19 protein-coding genes are annotated in these 17445 nt (G+C 64.5%); 11 read left to right on the plus strand and 8 right to left on the minus strand.

Annotated features, from left to right (window positions below; all coding sequences use genetic code 11):
* Positions 1–267: 267 nt before the first annotated feature.
* The 4 genes from HV798_RS13610 to HV798_RS13625 all read left to right on the plus strand — a co-directional run bounded on the left by HV798_RS13610 (position 268) and on the right by HV798_RS13625 (position 4452).
* Positions 268–1203, plus strand: a complete 936-nt coding sequence (locus tag HV798_RS13610) for a LysR family transcriptional regulator (RefSeq protein ID WP_175192183.1) — start codon at positions 268–270, stop codon at positions 1201–1203.
* A 275-nt stretch (positions 1204–1478) separates the two neighbouring features.
* On the plus strand, positions 1479–2951 hold the full coding sequence (locus HV798_RS13615; protein WP_175192182.1) for an SEL1-like repeat protein: 1473 nt from the start codon (positions 1479–1481) through the stop codon (positions 2949–2951).
* A gap of 99 nt (positions 2952–3050) precedes the next feature.
* A complete protein-coding gene (locus tag HV798_RS13620; RefSeq protein WP_175192181.1) occupies positions 3051–3353 on the plus strand; it encodes an ArsR/SmtB family transcription factor in 303 nt (100 codons plus the stop codon).
* 112 nt (positions 3354–3465) lie between these two features.
* Entirely contained in the window at positions 3466–4452 is a 987-nt protein-coding gene (locus HV798_RS13625) for a zinc-dependent alcohol dehydrogenase family protein (RefSeq protein WP_175192180.1), read from the plus strand.
* Here the strand turns inward: HV798_RS13625 and HV798_RS13630 are convergent.
* Positions 4395–5072 (minus strand): TetR/AcrR family transcriptional regulator, encoded by a 678-nt coding sequence (locus HV798_RS13630; RefSeq protein ID WP_175192179.1) that lies wholly within the window; start codon positions 5070–5072, stop codon positions 4395–4397. The genes HV798_RS13625 and HV798_RS13630 overlap by 58 nt on opposite strands.
* A 78-nt stretch (positions 5073–5150) precedes the next feature.
* Between HV798_RS13630 and HV798_RS13635 the strand changes: the two genes are divergently transcribed.
* Positions 5151–6278, plus strand: coding sequence for an MBL fold metallo-hydrolase (locus HV798_RS13635; protein WP_175192178.1), 1128 nt, complete (start codon positions 5151–5153; stop codon positions 6276–6278).
* 56 nt (positions 6279–6334) lie between these two features.
* Here HV798_RS13635 and HV798_RS13640 read toward each other — a convergent pair whose 3' ends face one another.
* On the minus strand, positions 6335–7033 hold the full coding sequence (locus HV798_RS13640) for an O-methyltransferase (protein ID WP_175192177.1): 699 nt from the start codon (positions 7031–7033) through the stop codon (positions 6335–6337).
* 152 nt (positions 7034–7185) lie between these two features.
* Between HV798_RS13640 and HV798_RS13645 the strand changes: the two genes are divergently transcribed.
* The gene (locus tag HV798_RS13645; protein ID WP_175192176.1) at positions 7186–8025 is read left to right on the plus strand and encodes an AraC family transcriptional regulator; all 840 of its coding nucleotides are present in this window, start codon (positions 7186–7188) and stop codon (positions 8023–8025) included.
* Between the two features lie 139 nt (positions 8026–8164).
* Entirely contained in the window at positions 8165–9646 is a 1482-nt protein-coding gene (locus tag HV798_RS13650; RefSeq protein WP_175192175.1) for an FAD-dependent monooxygenase, read from the plus strand.
* Positions 9647–9661: 15 nt separating this feature from the next.
* Here HV798_RS13650 and HV798_RS13655 read toward each other — a convergent pair whose 3' ends face one another.
* Positions 9662–10723, minus strand: coding sequence for a hypothetical protein (locus HV798_RS13655; protein WP_217481174.1), 1062 nt, complete (start codon positions 10721–10723; stop codon positions 9662–9664).
* 106 nt (positions 10724–10829) lie between these two features.
* Positions 10830–11681 (minus strand): SDR family oxidoreductase, encoded by an 852-nt coding sequence (locus HV798_RS13660; RefSeq protein WP_175192174.1) that lies wholly within the window; start codon positions 11679–11681, stop codon positions 10830–10832.
* Positions 11682–11851: 170 nt separating this feature from the next.
* Here HV798_RS13660 and HV798_RS13665 point away from each other — a divergent pair, with 170 nt between their 5' ends.
* A complete protein-coding gene (locus HV798_RS13665) occupies positions 11852–12838 on the plus strand; it encodes an AraC family transcriptional regulator (RefSeq protein ID WP_246288789.1) in 987 nt (328 codons plus the stop codon).
* A 12-nt stretch (positions 12839–12850) separates the two neighbouring features.
* Here the strand turns inward: HV798_RS13665 and HV798_RS13670 are convergent, their stop codons facing one another.
* From HV798_RS13670 to HV798_RS13685, 4 genes are all read right to left on the minus strand, one after another.
* The gene (locus HV798_RS13670; protein ID WP_175192173.1) at positions 12851–13201 is read right to left on the minus strand and encodes a VOC family protein; all 351 of its coding nucleotides are present in this window, start codon (positions 13199–13201) and stop codon (positions 12851–12853) included.
* Positions 13202–13209: 8 nt separating this feature from the next.
* Positions 13210–14238: a MerR family transcriptional regulator gene (locus tag HV798_RS13675; RefSeq protein ID WP_175192172.1), complete on the minus strand. Its 1029-nt coding sequence runs from the start codon at positions 14236–14238 to the stop codon at positions 13210–13212.
* Between the two features lie 158 nt (positions 14239–14396).
* Positions 14397–14807, minus strand: a complete 411-nt coding sequence (locus tag HV798_RS13680) for a GlcG/HbpS family heme-binding protein (RefSeq protein WP_175192171.1) — start codon at positions 14805–14807, stop codon at positions 14397–14399.
* Complete coding sequence (locus HV798_RS13685) at positions 14800–15576, minus strand: SDR family oxidoreductase (RefSeq protein WP_175192170.1); 777 nt, start codon at positions 15574–15576, stop codon at positions 14800–14802. Before HV798_RS13685 ends, HV798_RS13680 begins: the two co-directional genes overlap by 8 nt.
* A 93-nt stretch (positions 15577–15669) precedes the next feature.
* Here HV798_RS13685 and HV798_RS13690 point away from each other — a divergent pair, with 93 nt between their 5' ends.
* The 3 genes from HV798_RS13690 (at position 15670) to HV798_RS13700 (ending at position 17359) form a co-directional block, all read left to right on the plus strand.
* Positions 15670–16578 (plus strand): LysR family transcriptional regulator, encoded by a 909-nt coding sequence (locus tag HV798_RS13690; RefSeq protein ID WP_175192169.1) that lies wholly within the window; start codon positions 15670–15672, stop codon positions 16576–16578.
* A gap of 74 nt (positions 16579–16652) precedes the next feature.
* Entirely contained in the window at positions 16653–16955 is a 303-nt protein-coding gene (locus HV798_RS13695; RefSeq protein ID WP_175192168.1) for a type II toxin-antitoxin system Phd/YefM family antitoxin, read from the plus strand.
* A gap of 17 nt (positions 16956–16972) precedes the next feature.
* Positions 16973–17359, plus strand: coding sequence for a type II toxin-antitoxin system RelE/ParE family toxin (locus tag HV798_RS13700; protein WP_175192167.1), 387 nt, complete (start codon positions 16973–16975; stop codon positions 17357–17359).
* Positions 17360–17445: the final 86 nt, after the last annotated feature.

Raw genomic sequence — 17445 nt, forward strand, 5'->3', positions numbered from 1 at the left:
GTATACGGGCGTCCGGCGTACGAGCCTCCGGAGTACGGGCCTCCGGCATAACGGCTTCCGGCGTACGTGCGCCCGGCATACGACCGCCCGGCGTATGGGCATCCGGCAGGCGAGCAGACACCGCCGCCGAAGAAGAGGTTTGACGCATTGTTGGCTTCCCTTGCATCGTGGGCCAAGGCCCTGGATTGAAAAGACGCCAGTCTGCTACCCATTATTGAATTTGATAATTGGCCTAGAATTTGAATAACTTTCAAATCCAGATTCAAGATGGCAACGGATCGACTCGGTGACATTCGTTTGTTCGCGCAGGCAGCGGCCCTGGGCAGCCTGTCTGCCGCCGGCCGCAAGCTCGGCTTGTCGGCGGCCGCGGCCAGCGCCCGCCTCATCAAGCTGGAAACCGCACTGCACGCCAAGCTGTTTCACCGCAGCACGCGCCAACTGCGCCTGACCGAAGAAGGCCGCGTCTACCTGGCCCATTGCGAAGTCGCGCTGCGCGCCATCGATGACGCCGAAGCCGCGCTGCAGGCCGGCCAGCACAGCGTGCGCGGCAAGCTGCGGCTGTCGGCCTCCGCCGACTTCGGCCGCCACCTGCTCAGCTCTTGGCTCGACGAATTCAGCGCCGCCCACCCCGACCTGAAGATCGCGCTGACCCTGTCCGACTCGCTGTCCAACCTGCTGCAGGACGACATCGACCTGGCCATCCGCTTCGGGCAGCCCCAGGATGGCTCGCTGGTCGCCCGCTACCTGGCGCCCAACTGGCGCGTGCTGTGCGCATCGCCCGAGTACCTGGCCAAGCGAGGCCAACCCCGCACGCCCGTCGACCTGGCCGACCACGACTTCATCGTGCTCGTCACCGCCGCAGGCCCCCTGAACCAGTTCCACTTCGCCCACGACGGCCAGCGCCAGAGCATTACCGTGCCGCTGGAACGCGCCTGGGAAACCAACGATGGCGCGCTGGCCCGCAACTGGGCGCTGGCCGGCCGCGGCATTGCCCGCAAAACCATCTGGGACGCCGCCGAAGACCTGCGCACCGGGCGCCTGCACGCCGTGCTGCCGGAATACCGCGTCGCCGAAGCGGGTGTGCACGCCGTGTTTCACGGCAGCCGCTACATGGCGCCACGGGTGAGACGGCTGCTGGATTTTCTGATCGAGCGTTTTGCCCAAGCGACCCAGGTGTTGCTCCACGATCAAGGCTCGGGTTGAGGCGCACACGCGCTTGCCCGGCTCACCCATCTCATGGCCACAAACGTTTTTGTTATAAAAAACGACAGAAAACAACCAACCACGACCCCAATGCCGGGCATGCCGCCTCCCTATGACGCGGCGGTCGGCAGCTGGTTCCAACGCCATCCACGACGCCTCCCGCCGCCGTTGCGGGCGCGATGACGCTCCCCTGCCCCATACGCTCGCGTGATACGTTGCGCCGGTTTCCAGGCATACCGACCCCGGTGGTGCCTGCCCTAGCCCGGACAACGATCATGCGCTCATCCTCCAAATACCTGGCCATTGCCCTGCTGCTTTGGATGCCCCTGTGTGCGGCTGACCAGAATGACCGCGAGGTCGACGTTCTCTACGACCGCATCGAACAGCAGGATGCCAAGGCATATGACTCCCTAGTGGCGCTGGGGAAAAAACAGGATGCCCAAGCGCTGGCCGCGTTGGGCTTCATCCAGGAACACGGCGTGACCGTGCCCAAGAACATCGCAGCAGCCATCCGCTACTACGCGCAAGCTTGCGAGCTCGGCGGCTACTATGGCTGCGGCAATGCCGCATATTTCTACGACTACGGCATCGGCGTGGCGAAAGACCCGGACCAGGCCAGACACTATCACCGCCTGCTCAACATGGACGGCATCGACAAGGCCTACGCCGCCGAACTCAGGAACGACATTCGTCTGGCTTACGGCATCAAGGCAAGGGCCGAAGCCGACGCGACCAGTCGCCCAACGCTGATCGAGTATGCAGATCGCCTGGCCGGCTCGGCCGATAGTGAAATGCGTGTGATGGCCGATCGCAGCGGCTTCGGCAAAAGCCATACGTTATGGCTCGCGAGGCTTTGGGCCCAGGGGGGCGACCCCACCCTCAACTACCTGGTCGGCCACTTCTACAACTTCGGCTGGTCCTACGTCGACAAAAAAGACGTCGAGGCACTGAAATGGTTCCGCCGCGCTGCGCAGGCCGGTGATGCTGACTCGCAGAATCTCCTTGGTCAGCTCTACTCGAACGGAGAGTGGGGTATCCAGGCCGATCCGCAATCGGGTATGCATTGGTTCGAGTTGTCCGCGGCACAAGGCAACCTGGACGCCATCGTCAATCTTGGCAACATCTACTACCAGGGTGAAAGCGTCCGGGTCGATTACGCCAAAGCACACACGCTGTTTCAACAGGCGGCAACACTCGGCTCCCCCAGAGCGGCCAGCCCGCTGAGCTGGATGTACTACAACGGCCAGGGAGTCCAGGCCGATTGCGACAAGGCCTTGCAGTATCGCCAGATGCGGTATGGCGCAAACCCTTCCAAAGACCCCCGATTTCTGAGCACCTGCAAGCTCGATCAGGCATCCCGCAAGCGCGCCGCTCAAACGCAGCCCATACTGACGCTGCAGCACAAATCAACCTTTCGCGGCGGCAACGAGGGCACCCTGGCATGCGAGCCCCATTTTTCGGTCAGCACCAATCAGATGGGTGAAATCGCCAATCTGCGGATCACCATCGAGTTTCAGAACGACAAAGGCGAGACCTCCCAGCGCAACGTGGCCTTTGCCCCCTTCGGTCTGAACACCATGAACGAAAAAAACGGCCGCGACGCCAACTCGTTCGAGGAGTCCGCGCTAGTGCCCATGCAAACTGCTGACTTTTGCGGCCCCGACATGCAGTACCGAATCAAAGCCGCCACCGCGACAGTGAACAGATGGAACCAGGACTTGCTGGCGACGGGCATTCTGAAGCGATAGCACGGCCGGACGGCCTCGGCGGGGAAAATGCTGGCGCCCACAGAAGTTCGTCGGAACATGCTGTATTGACATATCGGTAAATCCCGATATCATCACGCCATGGATCTGCTCGACATCTTCAAAGCCCTCTCGAACCGCACTCGCCTTGAAATCCTGAAAGGCTTGAAAGACCCTGCCAAGCACTTCCCCGCGCAGGACGAAGGGGACGTCGATGTGGTCGGCGTTTGCGTCAGCAGCATCCAGGAAGGTGTCGGGCTGTCGCAATCCACCGTGTCCGATTACCTGGCCACGCTGCAACGCGCCGGCCTGGTCGAAGTCAAACGTATCGGTCAATGGACCTATTACAAGCGCAACGAAGCCACCATCCGTGCGCTGGCCAACGCCATCGGCAAAGAGCTTTGATTTTTCGGTTCGTATTTTTTTGCCCCTTGATATCGATAAATCCCGATATCTCTTTTTATAACTAAACATCGAGAATTCTCGATATCCCTTTTTCCAGAAATAAGGAATTGCAATGAAAGCATTGATACTCAAATCCTTTGGCGGCCCGGAATCGTTCGAGCTGTGCGATGTGCCCAAACCAGCCCCGCAGGCGGGACAAGTGCTGGTCCAGGCTCAGGCCACATCGATCAATCCGCTGGATTATCAGGTCCGCCGCGGGGACTATCCCGATCTGGTGCCCTTGCCCGCCATTACCGGCCACGATGTATCCGGCATCGTCGAAGCGATCGGACCGGGCGTGACGGCCTTCTCACCCGGAGACGAAGTCTGGTACACCCCCCAGATCTTCGATGGTCCGGGCAGCTACGCCGAATATCACGTCGCGGCCGAAAGCATCGTCGCCAGGAAACCCGCGGGGCTCAGCCATCTTGAGGCGGCAAGCCTGACCCTGGTGGGCGGCACCGCGTGGGAAGCGCTGGTCGTGCGCGCCGGGCTGCGAGTGGGCGAAAGCATCCTGATTCACGGCGGCGCCGGCGGTGTCGGCCACGTCGCGATTCAACTGGCCAAGGCCATCGGCGCCAAGGTGTACACCACCGCACGCGAAGCCAACTTCGAATTCGTTCGCCGCATGGGAGCCGATGAGGTCATCGACTATGAAAAGGAAGATTATGTCGACGCCATCACGCGACTGACCGACGGCCAAGGCGTCGATGTCGTATTCGACACCATCGGCGGCAGCACCTTGGCGCGCAGTCCCGACGTCCTGGCACAGCTTGGCCGCGTGGTCAGCATTGTGGATATCGCCCAGCCGCAAAACCTCATCCAGGCCTGGGGCAAGAACGCGAGCTATCACTTCGTTTTCACCCGCCAGAACCGGGGCAAGCTGGATGAATTGCGGGCGTTGGTGGAACGCGGCCAACTGCGGCCGCACGTCGGTGCCGTTTATTCGCTGGCCGATATTCCGCAAGCGCACGCACGGCTGGAAAGTCCCAACAATGGCCTTCAGGGAAAAATCGCGATCGCGGTCGGGTCATTGGCCGCGCCCGCTTTCACCGCATAACACCCCAAGAACATCGCCACCGCCGAATCCGCCACCCGCTGCCGCTCGGCCAACGCCAGCGGCGGCTGGCCCAGCGTGACCTGCGGCCAGAACGCAAAGCTTTTCACCAGCCCTTGCAGCTGATGCCCGGCAAAATCCACATCCACCTCGACCAGCCGTCCGTCGGCCATGGCCGCGCGGATCCAGGCGGTGACGCCGGTTTCCTTTTCGCCGATGCGGCAGATCATTGCCTGCGCCCGCTCGGGCGAATGAATGACCTCGGCGATCGCCACGCGCGCCAGGTCAATGAAGCTGGCGTCGCCCAGCAACGCCAGCTTTTGCATCAGCAACTGGCGCAGTTGCTGGTCCAGCGGCAGGTCCGCCCGATAAGCCATGTCTTCGCTTTCGGCGCTGCTTGCCCATAGATGCTCCAGCGTCAGCCCGAACAATTCGTCTTTGCTGGGAAAGTGGTTGTAGACCGTGCGCTTGGACACGCCCGCCGCCGCGGCAATGCGGTCCATGCTGGTGGCGTCGAACCCGGCGCTGCGAAATTCCTCGACCGCCGCGCGCAGGATGGCTTCGCGTTTGCGGTCGGTCAGGCGTCGGGGAGTCTGGGGCGGGGATGAACGGGTTGCTGGCATGTAAACGATTTTACACCGGTCAGTGTACTTTTCAGAAAAACGAAACTACACTGTGCAGTGTAATTTTGGACGCCATCCATGAAGCGCACTTTCGCCGCTCTCCTGCTAGGAATTCTTGCCGTGACCGCCCTGACCAGCCTTGCCTTGTGCAGCAGCCGCAACCCCAGCTACCCCGATTCCCCTCAGCACCGTGACGGCCGCTTCACCAACCCGTCGCCGCGCCCGCCCATGGGCTGGTGGAACGGCCTGAAACTGACGTGGGCCTTCCTGTTCGACAAGCCCACCGGCACGGTGCCCGACCAGCCGGTGCCGGTGCGCGCCCTGACCCGCGCCGACCTGGATGCCGCCCCCGACCGCAGCCTGTACCGGCTGGGGCATTCCACCATCCTCATGAAACTGCGCGGCCGTTACTGGATCACCGACCCGGTGTTTTCCGAGCGGGCGTCGCCGGTGCAATGGGCCGGGCCGGCGCGCTTTCATGCGCCGCCCATCAGCCTGGACGACCTGCCCCCGCTGGCCGGCGTGATCCTCTCGCACAACCACTACGACCATCTCGACCATGCCGCCGTCCTGCAGCTGGCCGGCAAGACCGGGCGCTTCATCACGCCCCTGGGCGTGGGCGACCAGCTGATCGCCTGGGGCATCGACCCCAAGCAGGTCGAACAGTTGGACTGGTGGCAATCCACCGTGGTCGACGACCTGCGCCTGACCGCCACCCCGGCCCAGCATTTCTCGGGCCGCGGCCTGACCGACAGCGACCGCAGCCTGTGGGCGTCGTGGGTCATCCAGGATGACGACCTGCGCGTGTTCTTCAGCGGCGACTCGGGCTACTTCAACGGCTTCAAGGCCATCGGCGATGCCTATGGCCCCTTCGACCTGACGCTGATGGAAACCGGCGCCTACGACAAGCGCTGGGCCTTCGTGCACATGCAGCCCGAAGAAACCCTGCAGGCCCACCTGGACTTGCGCGGCCGCGTGCTGCTGCCGATACACAACGGCACCTTCGACCTGGCCATGCATGCCTGGCAGGAACCCTTCGAACGCATCACGGCCCTGGCCGCCGCGCAAGGCGTGGCGCTGACCACACCCGAAATGGGCGAACGCCTGGATATCGCCGCCCCGCAAGCGGGATCGCCGTGGTGGCGCAAGCTGGTGTCCAAGGATGCCGGCGCGCGCGACGCCATCGGCGCCGCGCAACCCGATTGAAGTGCAACCCAATTGATGTGAAACCGCCCGGCTTGCCATTCCGGCGCCGGGCTACGTCACCGCGTCACCACCGTGAACTCATTGCCCCGGCCCGGGCTGATCGGAATCGGCTGCGACACATATCCGTTGGCCGGGTCGCGCACGTAGGCCAGATATTCGTTGTCGTGGTCAAACGCGTTTTCGGCCAGGATGAGCGCGCCGGTTTTCAGGCGCGGCTCAAGCAGCTTCAGGATCGGCAAGTACAGGCTGAACGCGCCGTCCAGCAGCACCAGGTCGATCTCGCCCTCGATGTCGGCCAGCGTCTCGCGCGCATCGCCTACCCGCACGTCCACCAGGTCTGCCAGCCCCGCCGCATCCAGGTTGGCGCGCGCGCGCAGCGCCTTGACGGGCTCCAGTTCGGAACCGATCACCTGGCCGCCGCCCATGTCGCGCAACGCCGCGGCCAGGTGGATCGTGGAAATTCCCATCGACGTGCCGAACTCGACGATGCGCGTCGCCCGGCGGGCCCGCGCGCATTGGTAAAGAAAGCGGCCGTATTCCGGCGCCACGTTCAGGAAGTTATCGGCGTAGCCGCGATAGAACCCGCGGATGTCGCGGCGTTCTTCCTCGAAGTGATGGGCGACCATGTCGGTCATCACTTGTTCCGACAGATCGGCGCCGTCGAACTGCGCCATCAACGGCCGATCCGCTGCTTCCGCTTCCTGGAACAGCCGTTGCAGGGTTTGGGCGATGCGCCCCGTGCTCAATGAATCCATAGCCTCACCACTGAAAAACACGGCGGCGGGACATTCCGCGCGCCGTGTCCAGGCATGGTAGAGAGCGCGCTATTTGGCGGCATTGGGAAAGTTAGCCAAAATAGTTGGAATTCCTGCCAAATCACGCCGCGCCCTTTTCCTGGCTGCCCTTCATGCCTGTCTTCAGTGATCGCTCGTCCGCCGAGGACTGGACGGACCCGGACCTGGTTCCCCGCCCCGTCGTCACCTACGGCGCCGCCGGCATCGTCATGGACGCCATGGATGACGATGACCCGCGCCTGCAACGCCATCGCCACACCGTGGATTTCCACCAGCACCGCAAGGGCGAACTGCTGCTGGCGCTGCGCGGCGTGCTGACCTGCGAGGTCGAGGGCGGTTTCTGGCTGGTGCCGCCGCAGGGTGCCATCTGGGTGCCTGGCGGCATGCCGCACAAGTTCAGCGGCGCCGGCACCATCGAATGCTATGTGGTCTTCATCGACCCCGACGCCGCCACAGCGCTGCCGCAACACGCCTGCGCGCTGGTCACCACGCCGCTGCTGCGCGAGCTGATGGTCCGGTCCGCCAACCTGCCCATGCTGTATCCCGACGACGGCATCGAGGCGCACCTGGCCACGCTGCTGCTCGATGAAATCGCGATTGCCCCCATCGGCACCCTGCACCTGCCCATGCCCGCCGATGCCCGGCTGCGCAAGATCGTCGACCTGATTCTGGACGATCCCGCCGACCGCGGCACCCTGCAAACCTGGGCCCGGCGCGTCGGCCTGAGCGAACGCACCCTGGCCCGCCTGCTCACGCAGGAAACCGGCATGAGCTTTGGCCGCTGGCGTCAGCAGCTGCACCTGATGCTGGCGGTGAGATGGCTGGGCAGCGGCGCGTCAGTCCAGCGCGTGGCCAATGACCTGGGGTACGAAAGCGCGGGCAGTTTCGTCACCATGTTCCGCAAGGCGCTGGGAACGTCGCCAGGGCGCTATATGGCCGAACGGCGGGAATGAGAGAAACGTCGCGATCCAGAGATAGACAGGATGCCGCCATGACGGGATAGCCCCGCCTCAACCCTGCATTGTTGAAAATTTATCATTGATAAATTATAGTGCCGCTCATCGGGCCCACGCCCGCTTGAGAGCCATCGGCATGACATCACAACGCATTGATACGGTTCCGGTCCTGATCGTCGGCGGCGGCATCGTCGGCTTGTCCGCCGCCCTGTTCCTGCAACGCCATCGCGTCCCCTTCATCCTCCTCGAACGCAGCCAGACGGGTTCGCCCCTGCCGCGCGCCCGCGGCTTTTCGGCCAGGACGCTTGAGCTCTATCGCTCGGTTGGTCTGCAGGACGCCATCGAAGCCGTCGCCAAGACCGCCTGGAAGCAAGGCAAATTCGGCGGCGCACGGCGCGGCCGGTCAATGCTGGAAGCCGAATCGCTGCCGCTGGCAGACATCGCCAAGCTGCACGCCCTGGCCGATCCGTCGCCATGCGAACTGACCGCCTGCCCGCAGACGCTGGTCGAACCCGTGCTGCGCCAGGCCCTGCAAGCGCGTGGCGGCGACGTGCGCTTCGGCTGGGAATTGCTGCGTTTCGAACAACAGGCAGACGGCGTCTCCGCAACGGTCCGCGATATCGCCAGCCACACGGAACACACCCTGCATGCCGACTACCTGTTCGCCGCGGACGGCGGCCGCAGCGACATCCGCCGGCGCCTGGGCATCGAACGCCAGGGCATCGACGCCAACCGCCACTACCTGAACGTGTTCTTCGAAGCCGACCTGACCCGCCAGGTCGCCGACCGCACCTTCAGCCAGTGCGAGGTGCACAACGAAGTGGTCAGCGGACTGTTCCTGGCGATGAACAACGCCACCCGCTGGTCGTTCCACCTGGCCTACGACCCCGCGACGCAGCAGCCTGAGCAGTGGCCGGACGACCATCTGACCCGCCTGTTGCAGGCCGCCATCGGCGCCGATATCCCCGTGACCCTGCTGCACCGGTCCCCCTGGAACACCCGCGTCCGCGTGGCCGACCGCTACCGCGACCAACGCGTCTTCCTGATGGGCGATGCCGCGCATCTCATGCCGCCCTGGGGCGGCTTCAACGCCAACACCGGCATCGCCGATGCCCACAACCTGGCCTGGAAGATCGCCCACGTCCGGCAAGGCCTTGCCGCCCCCGCCTTGCTCGACACCTACGAGCGCGAACGCCGCCCCGTTGCCCACCGCAACGGCGAACAGGCCTGGCTGCGCACCGACTTCGACGCCCGCTTCCAGATTCGCACGGACGGCAACGCCGGTTTCTTTGACCGGCTGGTCGACTATGGCGAACTGCAGATGCGCACCCGCTACGGCGCCGACGTCACGGTGCCGACCCTGCGCGCGCAGCCCGGCACGCGCTTTCCGCACGCCTGGATAGAACATATGGGGCAGCGCCGTTCGACGCTGGATCTATTTGGCGAAGGCTATGTGACCCTGGGCGGCGCTCAAGCACCCCGCCCTGCAACCGGGACCACCTACCGGGTGGGGTCGGATTTTCGGTTCATCGACGACGGCGTCACATGGCAATCGCTGACCGGACTGGCGGATGACGCCGCGCTGTCGATCCGCCCAGACGGCATCGTGAACGTTTGACGACGCCCGCGCGCTTCAGGGCGCCGAGTCCGGCACGGCGCGATACACCGCCACCTGGTCGGACCGAATCGATTCCTGCATGGTGTACGTGGACCCGCCATCGCCCCGCAGCTTCCACTGCTTGCTGGCTTTGGACGCATTGCCGTTGAAGGCCGCCTCGGGCACCGCCTGGAAGCTGTCGTAACGGTACAGGGTGTACGGCACGCCGGGCTTCAGGCCGGACACCGTCACCGTCAGGGTCAGCGGCCTGGACGCGGGCCGGGCGCTTCCGCCTTCCGGCATTGCAGGTTGCTCGTCGTTGGCGCTCGTCGCCACGCGCACCGGCAACGCCTGACCATCGCGGTCGATGATCCCCGTGATCGCCAGGCCATGATTGCCGACGCCGCGCGGCAAGGAATAGACCGCGCGGTCTTGCGCATTCGCTTCCTGGCGCGTCGCCTGAAACGCCCCGAAGGCATAGCGGTACCGATAATCCGGCTTGCCGTTCGGCGACCATAATCCGTGGTCGCTGAACGTCAACACATCATCGGCGGCATAGGCCGCCGGTATCGTCACAGGCCGCGTCGACGACACCCCGGTCACCGACACGATATGGTCATACTGCGCATCGCCCGCGTCGTCGTCGTCCGTATCCTCGAACAGGCGCAGGTTTTCATACACGCCGATCAGGACGGGATGGCTAGACGCCACATGGGTCTTGACCCACGCCAGGAAGGCATTCGTATCCGCCCCGGGGCCGCCCTTCCACGGCACGGCCTGCAAATGCATGCGCGCGGCCGCGGCAGTGTCATTGACGCCCAACAGCAATTGGCTGCCCTGTGCGGCCTGGTCGCGGTTGCGGCTGGCCAGCGCGCGGGCGTCGTACTGGGACACATACTGCCCGTAATACAGCCCCGCACTGATCAACCCGACTTCGCCGCAATAGCCGTAGTTCGCCGTCCACTGCTGACGCGCCGGAATGTCGTTGGCGTGGGTGTAGGGGCCAGCCTGGGCCGCGTGGACAGCCGGCAAGGCCGCCAGCAACGCCCACTGCGCCAACCGCGCGCCTTGCTTGAGAAGGGAATGAAAACCAGACATGCCTATCGCCTTTCATCATCGATGCGCGCCCGTTGCCCGGCCGTCGCAGCCGTAGACGATACCCGAAGGCCAAGCGGGCCGGTGCAACACCGGCCCGCAACACCGGTCAGTTCGCGAAGTCCGTCGCCTCGGACGCGCCTCGCCAGGCATCGATATCCCGGCGCGCGGCAGCCTGCTTCTCGTCGGCAAAGCCGTTGGCGACCTTACCCACGAACAGATGCACCGGCGGTTCGGCCACCGACGCGGCCTGCTGAATCAGCAGCGCCACCTTTTCCGGGTCGCCGTCCTGCTTGCCGTCCAAACCCTGATGCAGATCCAGCGACGCCTGCGCTGCGGTGTAGTCCGCAATCGAACGCTGGGCGATCATCAGGCTGTTGTTGGTCAGGAATTCCGTGCGCACCGGCCCCGGATACACCACCGTGGCCTTGATGCCCAGTTCGGCTGCCTCGGCTGCCAACGTCTCGGTCAGCCCCGCCAGCGCGAACTTGGTCGCCACGTAGCTGCCCCAACCCGCATAACCGCCCATGAAACCGGCGATGGACGCCACGTTGAAGATATGCCCGCTGCGTTGCTGGCGCAGATGCGGCAAGCTGTGACGCAGCACGTGCAGCGGTGCGAACACGTTGACCTCGAAATTGCGGCGCACTTCGTCGTCCGTCAGCGCTTCCACCGCGCCCTGCTGGCCGTAGCCCGCGTTGTTGACCACCACGTCGATGCGGCCAAACGTGGCCATGGTCTGTTCGATGGCGGCCTGGACGCTGGCTTCGGACACCAAGTCCACCTCCAGCGCGAGCAGATTCGCGGTGTCGTTGCCCAGCGCCTTGTGCAGGCTGTCCAGCGTGCGCGACGTCGCCGCGACCTTGTCGCCGCGCGCCAGCAACTGGCGAGCCAGCGACAACCCGATGCCGCGAGCGGCGCCGGTGATGAACCACACTTTATTGCCTTGATGATTTTGCATTTTTCCGTGCTCCTGAAGTGAGGGATTGCAGGAACAGATGCTAGGCGCACCCGCCTGGGCCGAATAGGCACACAGCTATCGGATGATTGCCTATTCCTAAACCCAAGCCCCCACTCTTGCCCAATACCGGGCAGAATCATGCCTAAGACTCTTAGCCGGAGATTCACACGATGGCCACTGCCACCGCCGCCCAGCACCAGATGACCGCCCTGCTCGCCCAGTTGGCCCCCCAAGAGGGCTACACCCGGTCGCGCCTGGACGGCGTGCGCTTCATGCGTGCCAACCGGCCCGTCGGCCGCACCCCGGTGCTGTACGAACCCAGCATCGTCATCGTCTGCCAGGGATCCAAGCGGGGCTATCTGGCCGACCGGGTCTACCACTACGACGCGCAGCACTACCTGGTGCTGTCCGTGCCGCTGCCGTTTTCCACCGAAACCGACGCCACCGCCGACGAACCGCTGCTGGCGGTGTCCGTGCGCCTGGACATGACGACGGTGGCAGACCTGGCGATCGAAGTGGATGGAGACGACCTCGCGCGGCAAGCGCACGACGCGCCGCGGCCGGCGCCTGGCTCAAGAACGCCAGGCAATGCCGCGCCCGAAGGCATCGTCTCGACCCCGCTGGACGCCACCTTGGCCGACACGACGCTGCGCCTCTTGCGCGCCCTGTCTTCGCCCATCGAAGCCCGGGTACTGGCGCCCGGCATCGTGCGCGAGCTGTGCTTTCGGGTGCTGCAAGGCGAACAAGGCGGCGCCATCCGCGCCGCCCTGGCCAGCCAGGGCAACTTCGGCCGCATCTCGCGCGTCTTGCAGAGCATCCACAACGACTACGCGCGGCCGCTGGACGTCAGCCTGCTGGCACGCGAAGCCGGCCTGAGCGTGCCCGCCTTCCACGCGCACTTCAAGGCCATCGCGCGCACCTCGCCCATCCAGTACATCAAGTCCGTGCGGCTGCACCAGGCGCGGCTGCTGATGATTCGCGACAACCTCACCGCCGCCGCTGCGTCCGCCCGCGTCGGCTACGAAAGCGCGTCGCAGTTCAACCGGGAATTCAAGCGGCAATTCGGGCGCAGCCCGGGGGAAGAGGCGCGGGAAATGAAATTCGCGTTTGCGCTGTTGCCGGCGGCGCAGCTGGAGGCCGTGGCATCAACGCATTGATCGCAGCGCGCGCTATTCGTGCTGCAGAATATTGACCAACGTCCCCACCGGGTCCCTGACGTAGAACCGGCGCACGCCCCAGGGTTCGCTGACCGGACCGTACTCCACGGCAACACCGGCCGCCTCGACCCGGCGCAACGCCTCGGCCAGGTCATCCACCTCGATCGACAGCGCCGGCAGCGGCGTATCCGCGCCGCCCTGGCTGCCGACACTGAGCTGCACCGTCATCTTGGCCAACCCTGCGTAGGTGCGGATCCAGCCGTGGTCCATGGCCAGGTCCAAACCCAGGATTTCCCGATAGAACCGGTCCACCACGGCGGGGTCGGCGGCGGGGATATTGGCGATGATGCGCTTGACTTGCATGGGGCGTCCTAGGAGTGGTCTGGTGAGCGTCGCGCGATGCGTTCCCGCACCTCGGGCGATGCCAGGCACATCGCCACCGCCTCGTAGCCCGGCGCGCCGGGATAAGGCGCGACGCGACGCGGCGGACTGTGATTGGCCGGGCAAAGCAGAATCGCTTCGTCCGGGCCGACCGCAGCAAGATCAAGAATAGCCGTAGAGCGTGTCATCAAAAAGAGCGGCGGGCCCGCATGCCGGGCGCGATGTCGCAGATGCGCCATCAGGGCTTGCTGCGTGGCGTGATCCAGGCCTTGCTCGACCATATCCACCACCCACACGTCGGGCCCGTCGGCCAGCAGGCTGGCCAGCAACGCCACCAGAGCGTCGGATCGCGTCGCCCCCTCGCCGACCAGCCACGCCAGCGCCTCATCGACGCGTGCCAGCAGCGCAGCGTCGGCCGCGAGCCGCGCCTTGGCGGCAGCGCATCCATCGTCCAGGCGATCCACCCCCAGGAAAGCGGCATTGGGCAAGGCCTGGGCCAGGCGCTGCGCCAACCGGGTCTTGCCGCTACCCAACGAGCCGATCAGGTAATTCAAGGGCCGGACGTCCCGCAGTTCGAACCATTCGCCGCCCCACGGCCAGGGCAGCGCAAACGCCGCACGAATGTCTGTCGGCCGACCCAGCAAGCCGGCCAGCGCCGCGCCCGACGGCATCTGCCCCTGTGCCAGGTCCGCCTGAATGCTCCGCACCTTGTCCAATTTGCCCGCCAGCGCCTGGATGTCGCCGGCCAGCGCCGCATCGTGCGCCGCCAACGCCGCTTGCAGACTGGCCGGATCGCCATCCAGCACGCCGGCCACCTGCGCCAGGCTAAGCCCCAACCCGCGCAATGCCGCCACCTTCGCCGCCCGCGCCATGTCTGCGGCGGCGTACATTCGGTACCCCGCCTCGCTGCGGCCCGGGTTGACCAAGCCCTGGCGCTCATACAGCCGCAACGCCTTGACCGACACGCCAAGCCGCCTGGCGGCCTCGGAAGCACTCATGCACGATTGAGAAGCACGCATACATCACCCTTTATGTTGACCAAGAGCCGCTAGCGTGAGGGTGGCCCCAGGGGTCGGGTCAACAGTAGATAGGTGGCTTGTGCCCCCTTGTGGCAAGCATAAACGTGAAAGATGCCCACGCGCACAGACGGGGGTTGGATGAGTTTTCCTGACGAATGCTACGTTGCCGAGACATCGATGGCCGCCCGCGCAATCGCTGCATCCTGCTCCGGCGTCCCGCCTGACACCCCCAGCGCCCCCAGCAACGCCCCTTGCGCGTCAAACAACGGTATCCCGCCGCCCATCAGCAACAGGCCCCCTGCGTGCACATGATCAAAGTGCGGCGCCGGCACGCCCACCTGCAACGGCGCATTCAGCGCTTCGCTGGGCATCCGGAACATCACCGATGCCCGCGCCTTGGCCAGCGCCAGTTCGTTCGACGCCAGCCACGCGTCATCCATGCGCGTAAACGTGACCAGGTTAGCGCCGCGGTCCAGCACCACAAACACCGCCCTCACCCCGGCCTGCTCGGCCGCCTGGCGGCCCCGGGCCACCAGGCGATGCGCGTGATCGATCGCGATGTCAGGCATTCTGCGACCACTCCGTCGCCTGCCACTGTTTGGCCGCATCGATCGTCGCAAGCGGCCGCATCGTGCGGTACAGGTGTTTCTCGGCGGGAATGATCTCGACCATCGCGTCGATCATTTCCTGCGGATCGGCCTGGTTCAGCAGGCTTGCGCTGAAGTCCGGCATCGGCACCACCGCCTTGTCGGCGTCGTACCACTGCACAAAGCTCTCTGCGCCCGTGTCGTTGAAACCCGTGCCAAAGACGCCGGGGTTCACCGTGGCGACCTTCACGCCATGGGGTTCCAACTCGGACTTCATCGACCCGGCAATCGCTTCGATGGCGTGCTTCGTCGCGCAGTAGATGCCCAGAAACGGCACCACCAGAATGCCGCCCATCGACGACGTCCACACCACCTTGCCCGACCGGCGCGCCACCATCTTGGGCACGATGGCCTGCACCAGCTGTAAATGCCCGAACACGTTGATGTCGAACGATTCACGGACCCGCTGCATCGGGATATCCGCGATCGAGCCCCCTTCCATCACCCCTGCGTTGAGCACCAGCACGTCGGGATCAAAGCGGCCGGCGTGCGCGATGTCGATGCTGTCCAGCAGGTTGAGCTTGATGACCTCCATGGCCACGCCCGCCTCGGCGGCATCTGCCCGCAGGCTGCGCACCTGCGGCCAGGTTTCGGCGGCGGCCACGACCTGGTGGCCCTGACGCGCCAATTCAATCGCCGCACCCCGGCCAAAACCCGAGCTGGCGCCTGTAATCAAGATCTTTTGCGACATGGTCTGCATTCCTTGCGTGCTGGTGTGAATTCCTGCCCGCCAGTGTAGGAAGCCGCTACTATCAAAACAATCACACCAATGCTTGGCGACTCGATGAATCCCATTCACCAATTCAAAGGCTGCGACCTGCTGGCCCTGAACGTCTTCCTGGCCGTCGCCGCCCACCGCAGCTTTCGTGCGGCGGCCAAGGAAGTCGACATCACGGCATCGGCGGTCAGCCATTCCATCAAGACCCTCGAGCAACGCCTGGGCGTACGGCTGCTCAACCGCACGACGCGCAGCATGTCGTTGACCGACGCCGGCGAGCGGCTGGCGGCGCGGCTGCGCCCGACCCTGTCATCGCTCAGCCACGCCCTGCAGGAAATCGACGACCTGCGCGAGACGCCCAGCGGCACGGTGCGCATCAACGCCAGCGAAGGCGCGGTGCGGTTGGTTCTCAGGCCGCTGCTGGCGCGTTTCCTGCGCACGTATCCACAGGTGCATCTGGATATCGTGTGCGACGGCAGGCTGAGCGACGTGGTGGGCGAAGGCTTCGACGCCGGCATCCGGCTGGCCGAGGCCGTGCCGCAGGACATGATCTCGGTGCGAGTCGGCGGCCCGGTACGCTTCGCGGCCGTGGCATCCCCGGCGTACCTCGCCGCGCGAGGCCGGCCCACGGTGCCGCAGGATCTGCATCAGCACGACTGCATCCGGTTTCGCTTTGACAGCGGCGGCCTGTACAGGTGGGAGTTCGCACGGCATGGGGTGCAAGAAAGCATCAACGTGAACGGGCCGCTGACGCTGACCGACCAGCCGCTGATGGTGGACGCGGCGGTGGATGGCATCGGCATTGCCTTCGTGCCGGACCATCTTGCGGTGCAGGCGCTGGAGGACGGCAGGCTGGAACGGGTACTGGAAGATTGGTGCCCGGCGTATCCGGGGCTGTGTCTGTATTACTCGGGGCACCGGCATGTGTCGGGTGCGTTGCGGGCGTTGATTGAGATGTTGCGGGAGGCTGTGTAAGGGTTGAGTGGCTAACGTCGACTTCCTGTATTATGTACGTTATTTTGTACAAAACCTAGCCTAGGAAAAAAGCCATGGCCATCTCTTCCAGTGACGTCATCCCTCTGTCCCAAGCCCGGGCGAACCTGTCCGAGTTGGCCGACCAGGTAAAGGCCGGCGCAGAAAAAATCGTGACCAAAAACGGGGAAAGCTACGTCGCCATCATTGACGCCCAACGGTTGGATTACTACCACCAGCTAGAGCGTGAACGCATCCATCTTCTGGTCATAGAAGACGCGAGCAAAGGCTTGGCTGATGTGTATGCCGGAAAGGTGAAAGACGCCCGTGACACGCTCACAGCGCTCAAACGCCGCGGCACGACCAAAGCTGCTCGCTAACGGACGGAGTTCACCGAGTGCCCGTCCTCTATACCGTCAAGCTCACCGCGCACTTCGAGACCAACCTTCAAGAGATCGATGCGTTTCTTCAAGAAGCCGACATTCCCCACGCATTCGATATGTTGCTGGATGAATTGACGGACACTGTCGTCCCCAACCTGGAGCGCTATCCGAGCATAGGGCGACTGTTTCTGGAACGCCCGGCCCGATCGGTCGAAGCGCTCAACGGCATCGAACGCCTGACCAAGCAACTCGACGCCATCGACGACAACGGCGAATTGCGCGAATACGTGATGACGCATTACCTGCTGCTATATGCACGCATCGGCAGCACGGTATATTTGCTTTCGATCCGGCACCACCGGCAACTGTCGTTTGATTTGGAAGGCCATTGGTTGGAGTGAGTGGACACGTTTCTTTTACAGAGAGCGGCCCGCAGCTCACCTACTTACGAGCCTGCACTGTCGCTGATAAGCGATCCCAGTGGATC

Source organism: Achromobacter deleyi, assembly GCF_902859705.1.
In the GTDB taxonomy this organism is placed as follows: Bacteria; Pseudomonadota; Gammaproteobacteria; order Burkholderiales; family Burkholderiaceae_B; genus Achromobacter; species Achromobacter deleyi.

Bases quoted from the DNA above. Each gene is read 5' to 3' on its own strand.
- HV798_RS13685 (WP_175192170.1), bottom strand. From the start codon at position 15,576: ATGTCGCAAAAGATCTTGATTACAGGCGCCAGCTCGGGTTTTGGCCGG.
- HV798_RS13645 (WP_175192176.1), top strand. From the start codon at position 7,186: ATGCCTGTCTTCAGTGATCGCTCGTCCGCCGAGGACTGGACGGACCCG.
- HV798_RS13615 (WP_175192182.1), top strand. From the start codon at position 1,479: ATGCGCTCATCCTCCAAATACCTGGCCATTGCCCTGCTGCTTTGGATG.
- HV798_RS13695 (WP_175192168.1), top strand. From the start codon at position 16,653: ATGGCCATCTCTTCCAGTGACGTCATCCCTCTGTCCCAAGCCCGGGCG.
- HV798_RS13610 (WP_175192183.1), top strand. From the start codon at position 268: ATGGCAACGGATCGACTCGGTGACATTCGTTTGTTCGCGCAGGCAGCG.
- HV798_RS13630 (WP_175192179.1), bottom strand. From the start codon at position 5,072: ATGCCAGCAACCCGTTCATCCCCGCCCCAGACTCCCCGACGCCTGACC.
- HV798_RS13675 (WP_175192172.1), bottom strand. From the start codon at position 14,238: ATGCGTGCTTCTCAATCGTGCATGAGTGCTTCCGAGGCCGCCAGGCGG.
- HV798_RS13680 (WP_175192171.1), bottom strand. From the start codon at position 14,807: ATGCCTGACATCGCGATCGATCACGCGCATCGCCTGGTGGCCCGGGGC.
- HV798_RS13670 (WP_175192173.1), bottom strand. From the start codon at position 13,201: ATGCAAGTCAAGCGCATCATCGCCAATATCCCCGCCGCCGACCCCGCC.
- HV798_RS13660 (WP_175192174.1), bottom strand. From the start codon at position 11,681: ATGCAAAATCATCAAGGCAATAAAGTGTGGTTCATCACCGGCGCCGCT.
- HV798_RS13650 (WP_175192175.1), top strand. From the start codon at position 8,165: ATGACATCACAACGCATTGATACGGTTCCGGTCCTGATCGTCGGCGGC.
- HV798_RS13690 (WP_175192169.1), top strand. From the start codon at position 15,670: ATGAATCCCATTCACCAATTCAAAGGCTGCGACCTGCTGGCCCTGAAC.
- HV798_RS13665 (WP_246288789.1), top strand. From the start codon at position 11,852: ATGGCCACTGCCACCGCCGCCCAGCACCAGATGACCGCCCTGCTCGCC.
- HV798_RS13635 (WP_175192178.1), top strand. From the start codon at position 5,151: ATGAAGCGCACTTTCGCCGCTCTCCTGCTAGGAATTCTTGCCGTGACC.
- HV798_RS13620 (WP_175192181.1), top strand. From the start codon at position 3,051: ATGGATCTGCTCGACATCTTCAAAGCCCTCTCGAACCGCACTCGCCTT.
- HV798_RS13640 (WP_175192177.1), bottom strand. From the start codon at position 7,033: ATGGATTCATTGAGCACGGGGCGCATCGCCCAAACCCTGCAACGGCTG.
- HV798_RS13655 (WP_217481174.1), bottom strand. From the start codon at position 10,723: ATGTCTGGTTTTCATTCCCTTCTCAAGCAAGGCGCGCGGTTGGCGCAG.
- HV798_RS13625 (WP_175192180.1), top strand. From the start codon at position 3,466: ATGAAAGCATTGATACTCAAATCCTTTGGCGGCCCGGAATCGTTCGAG.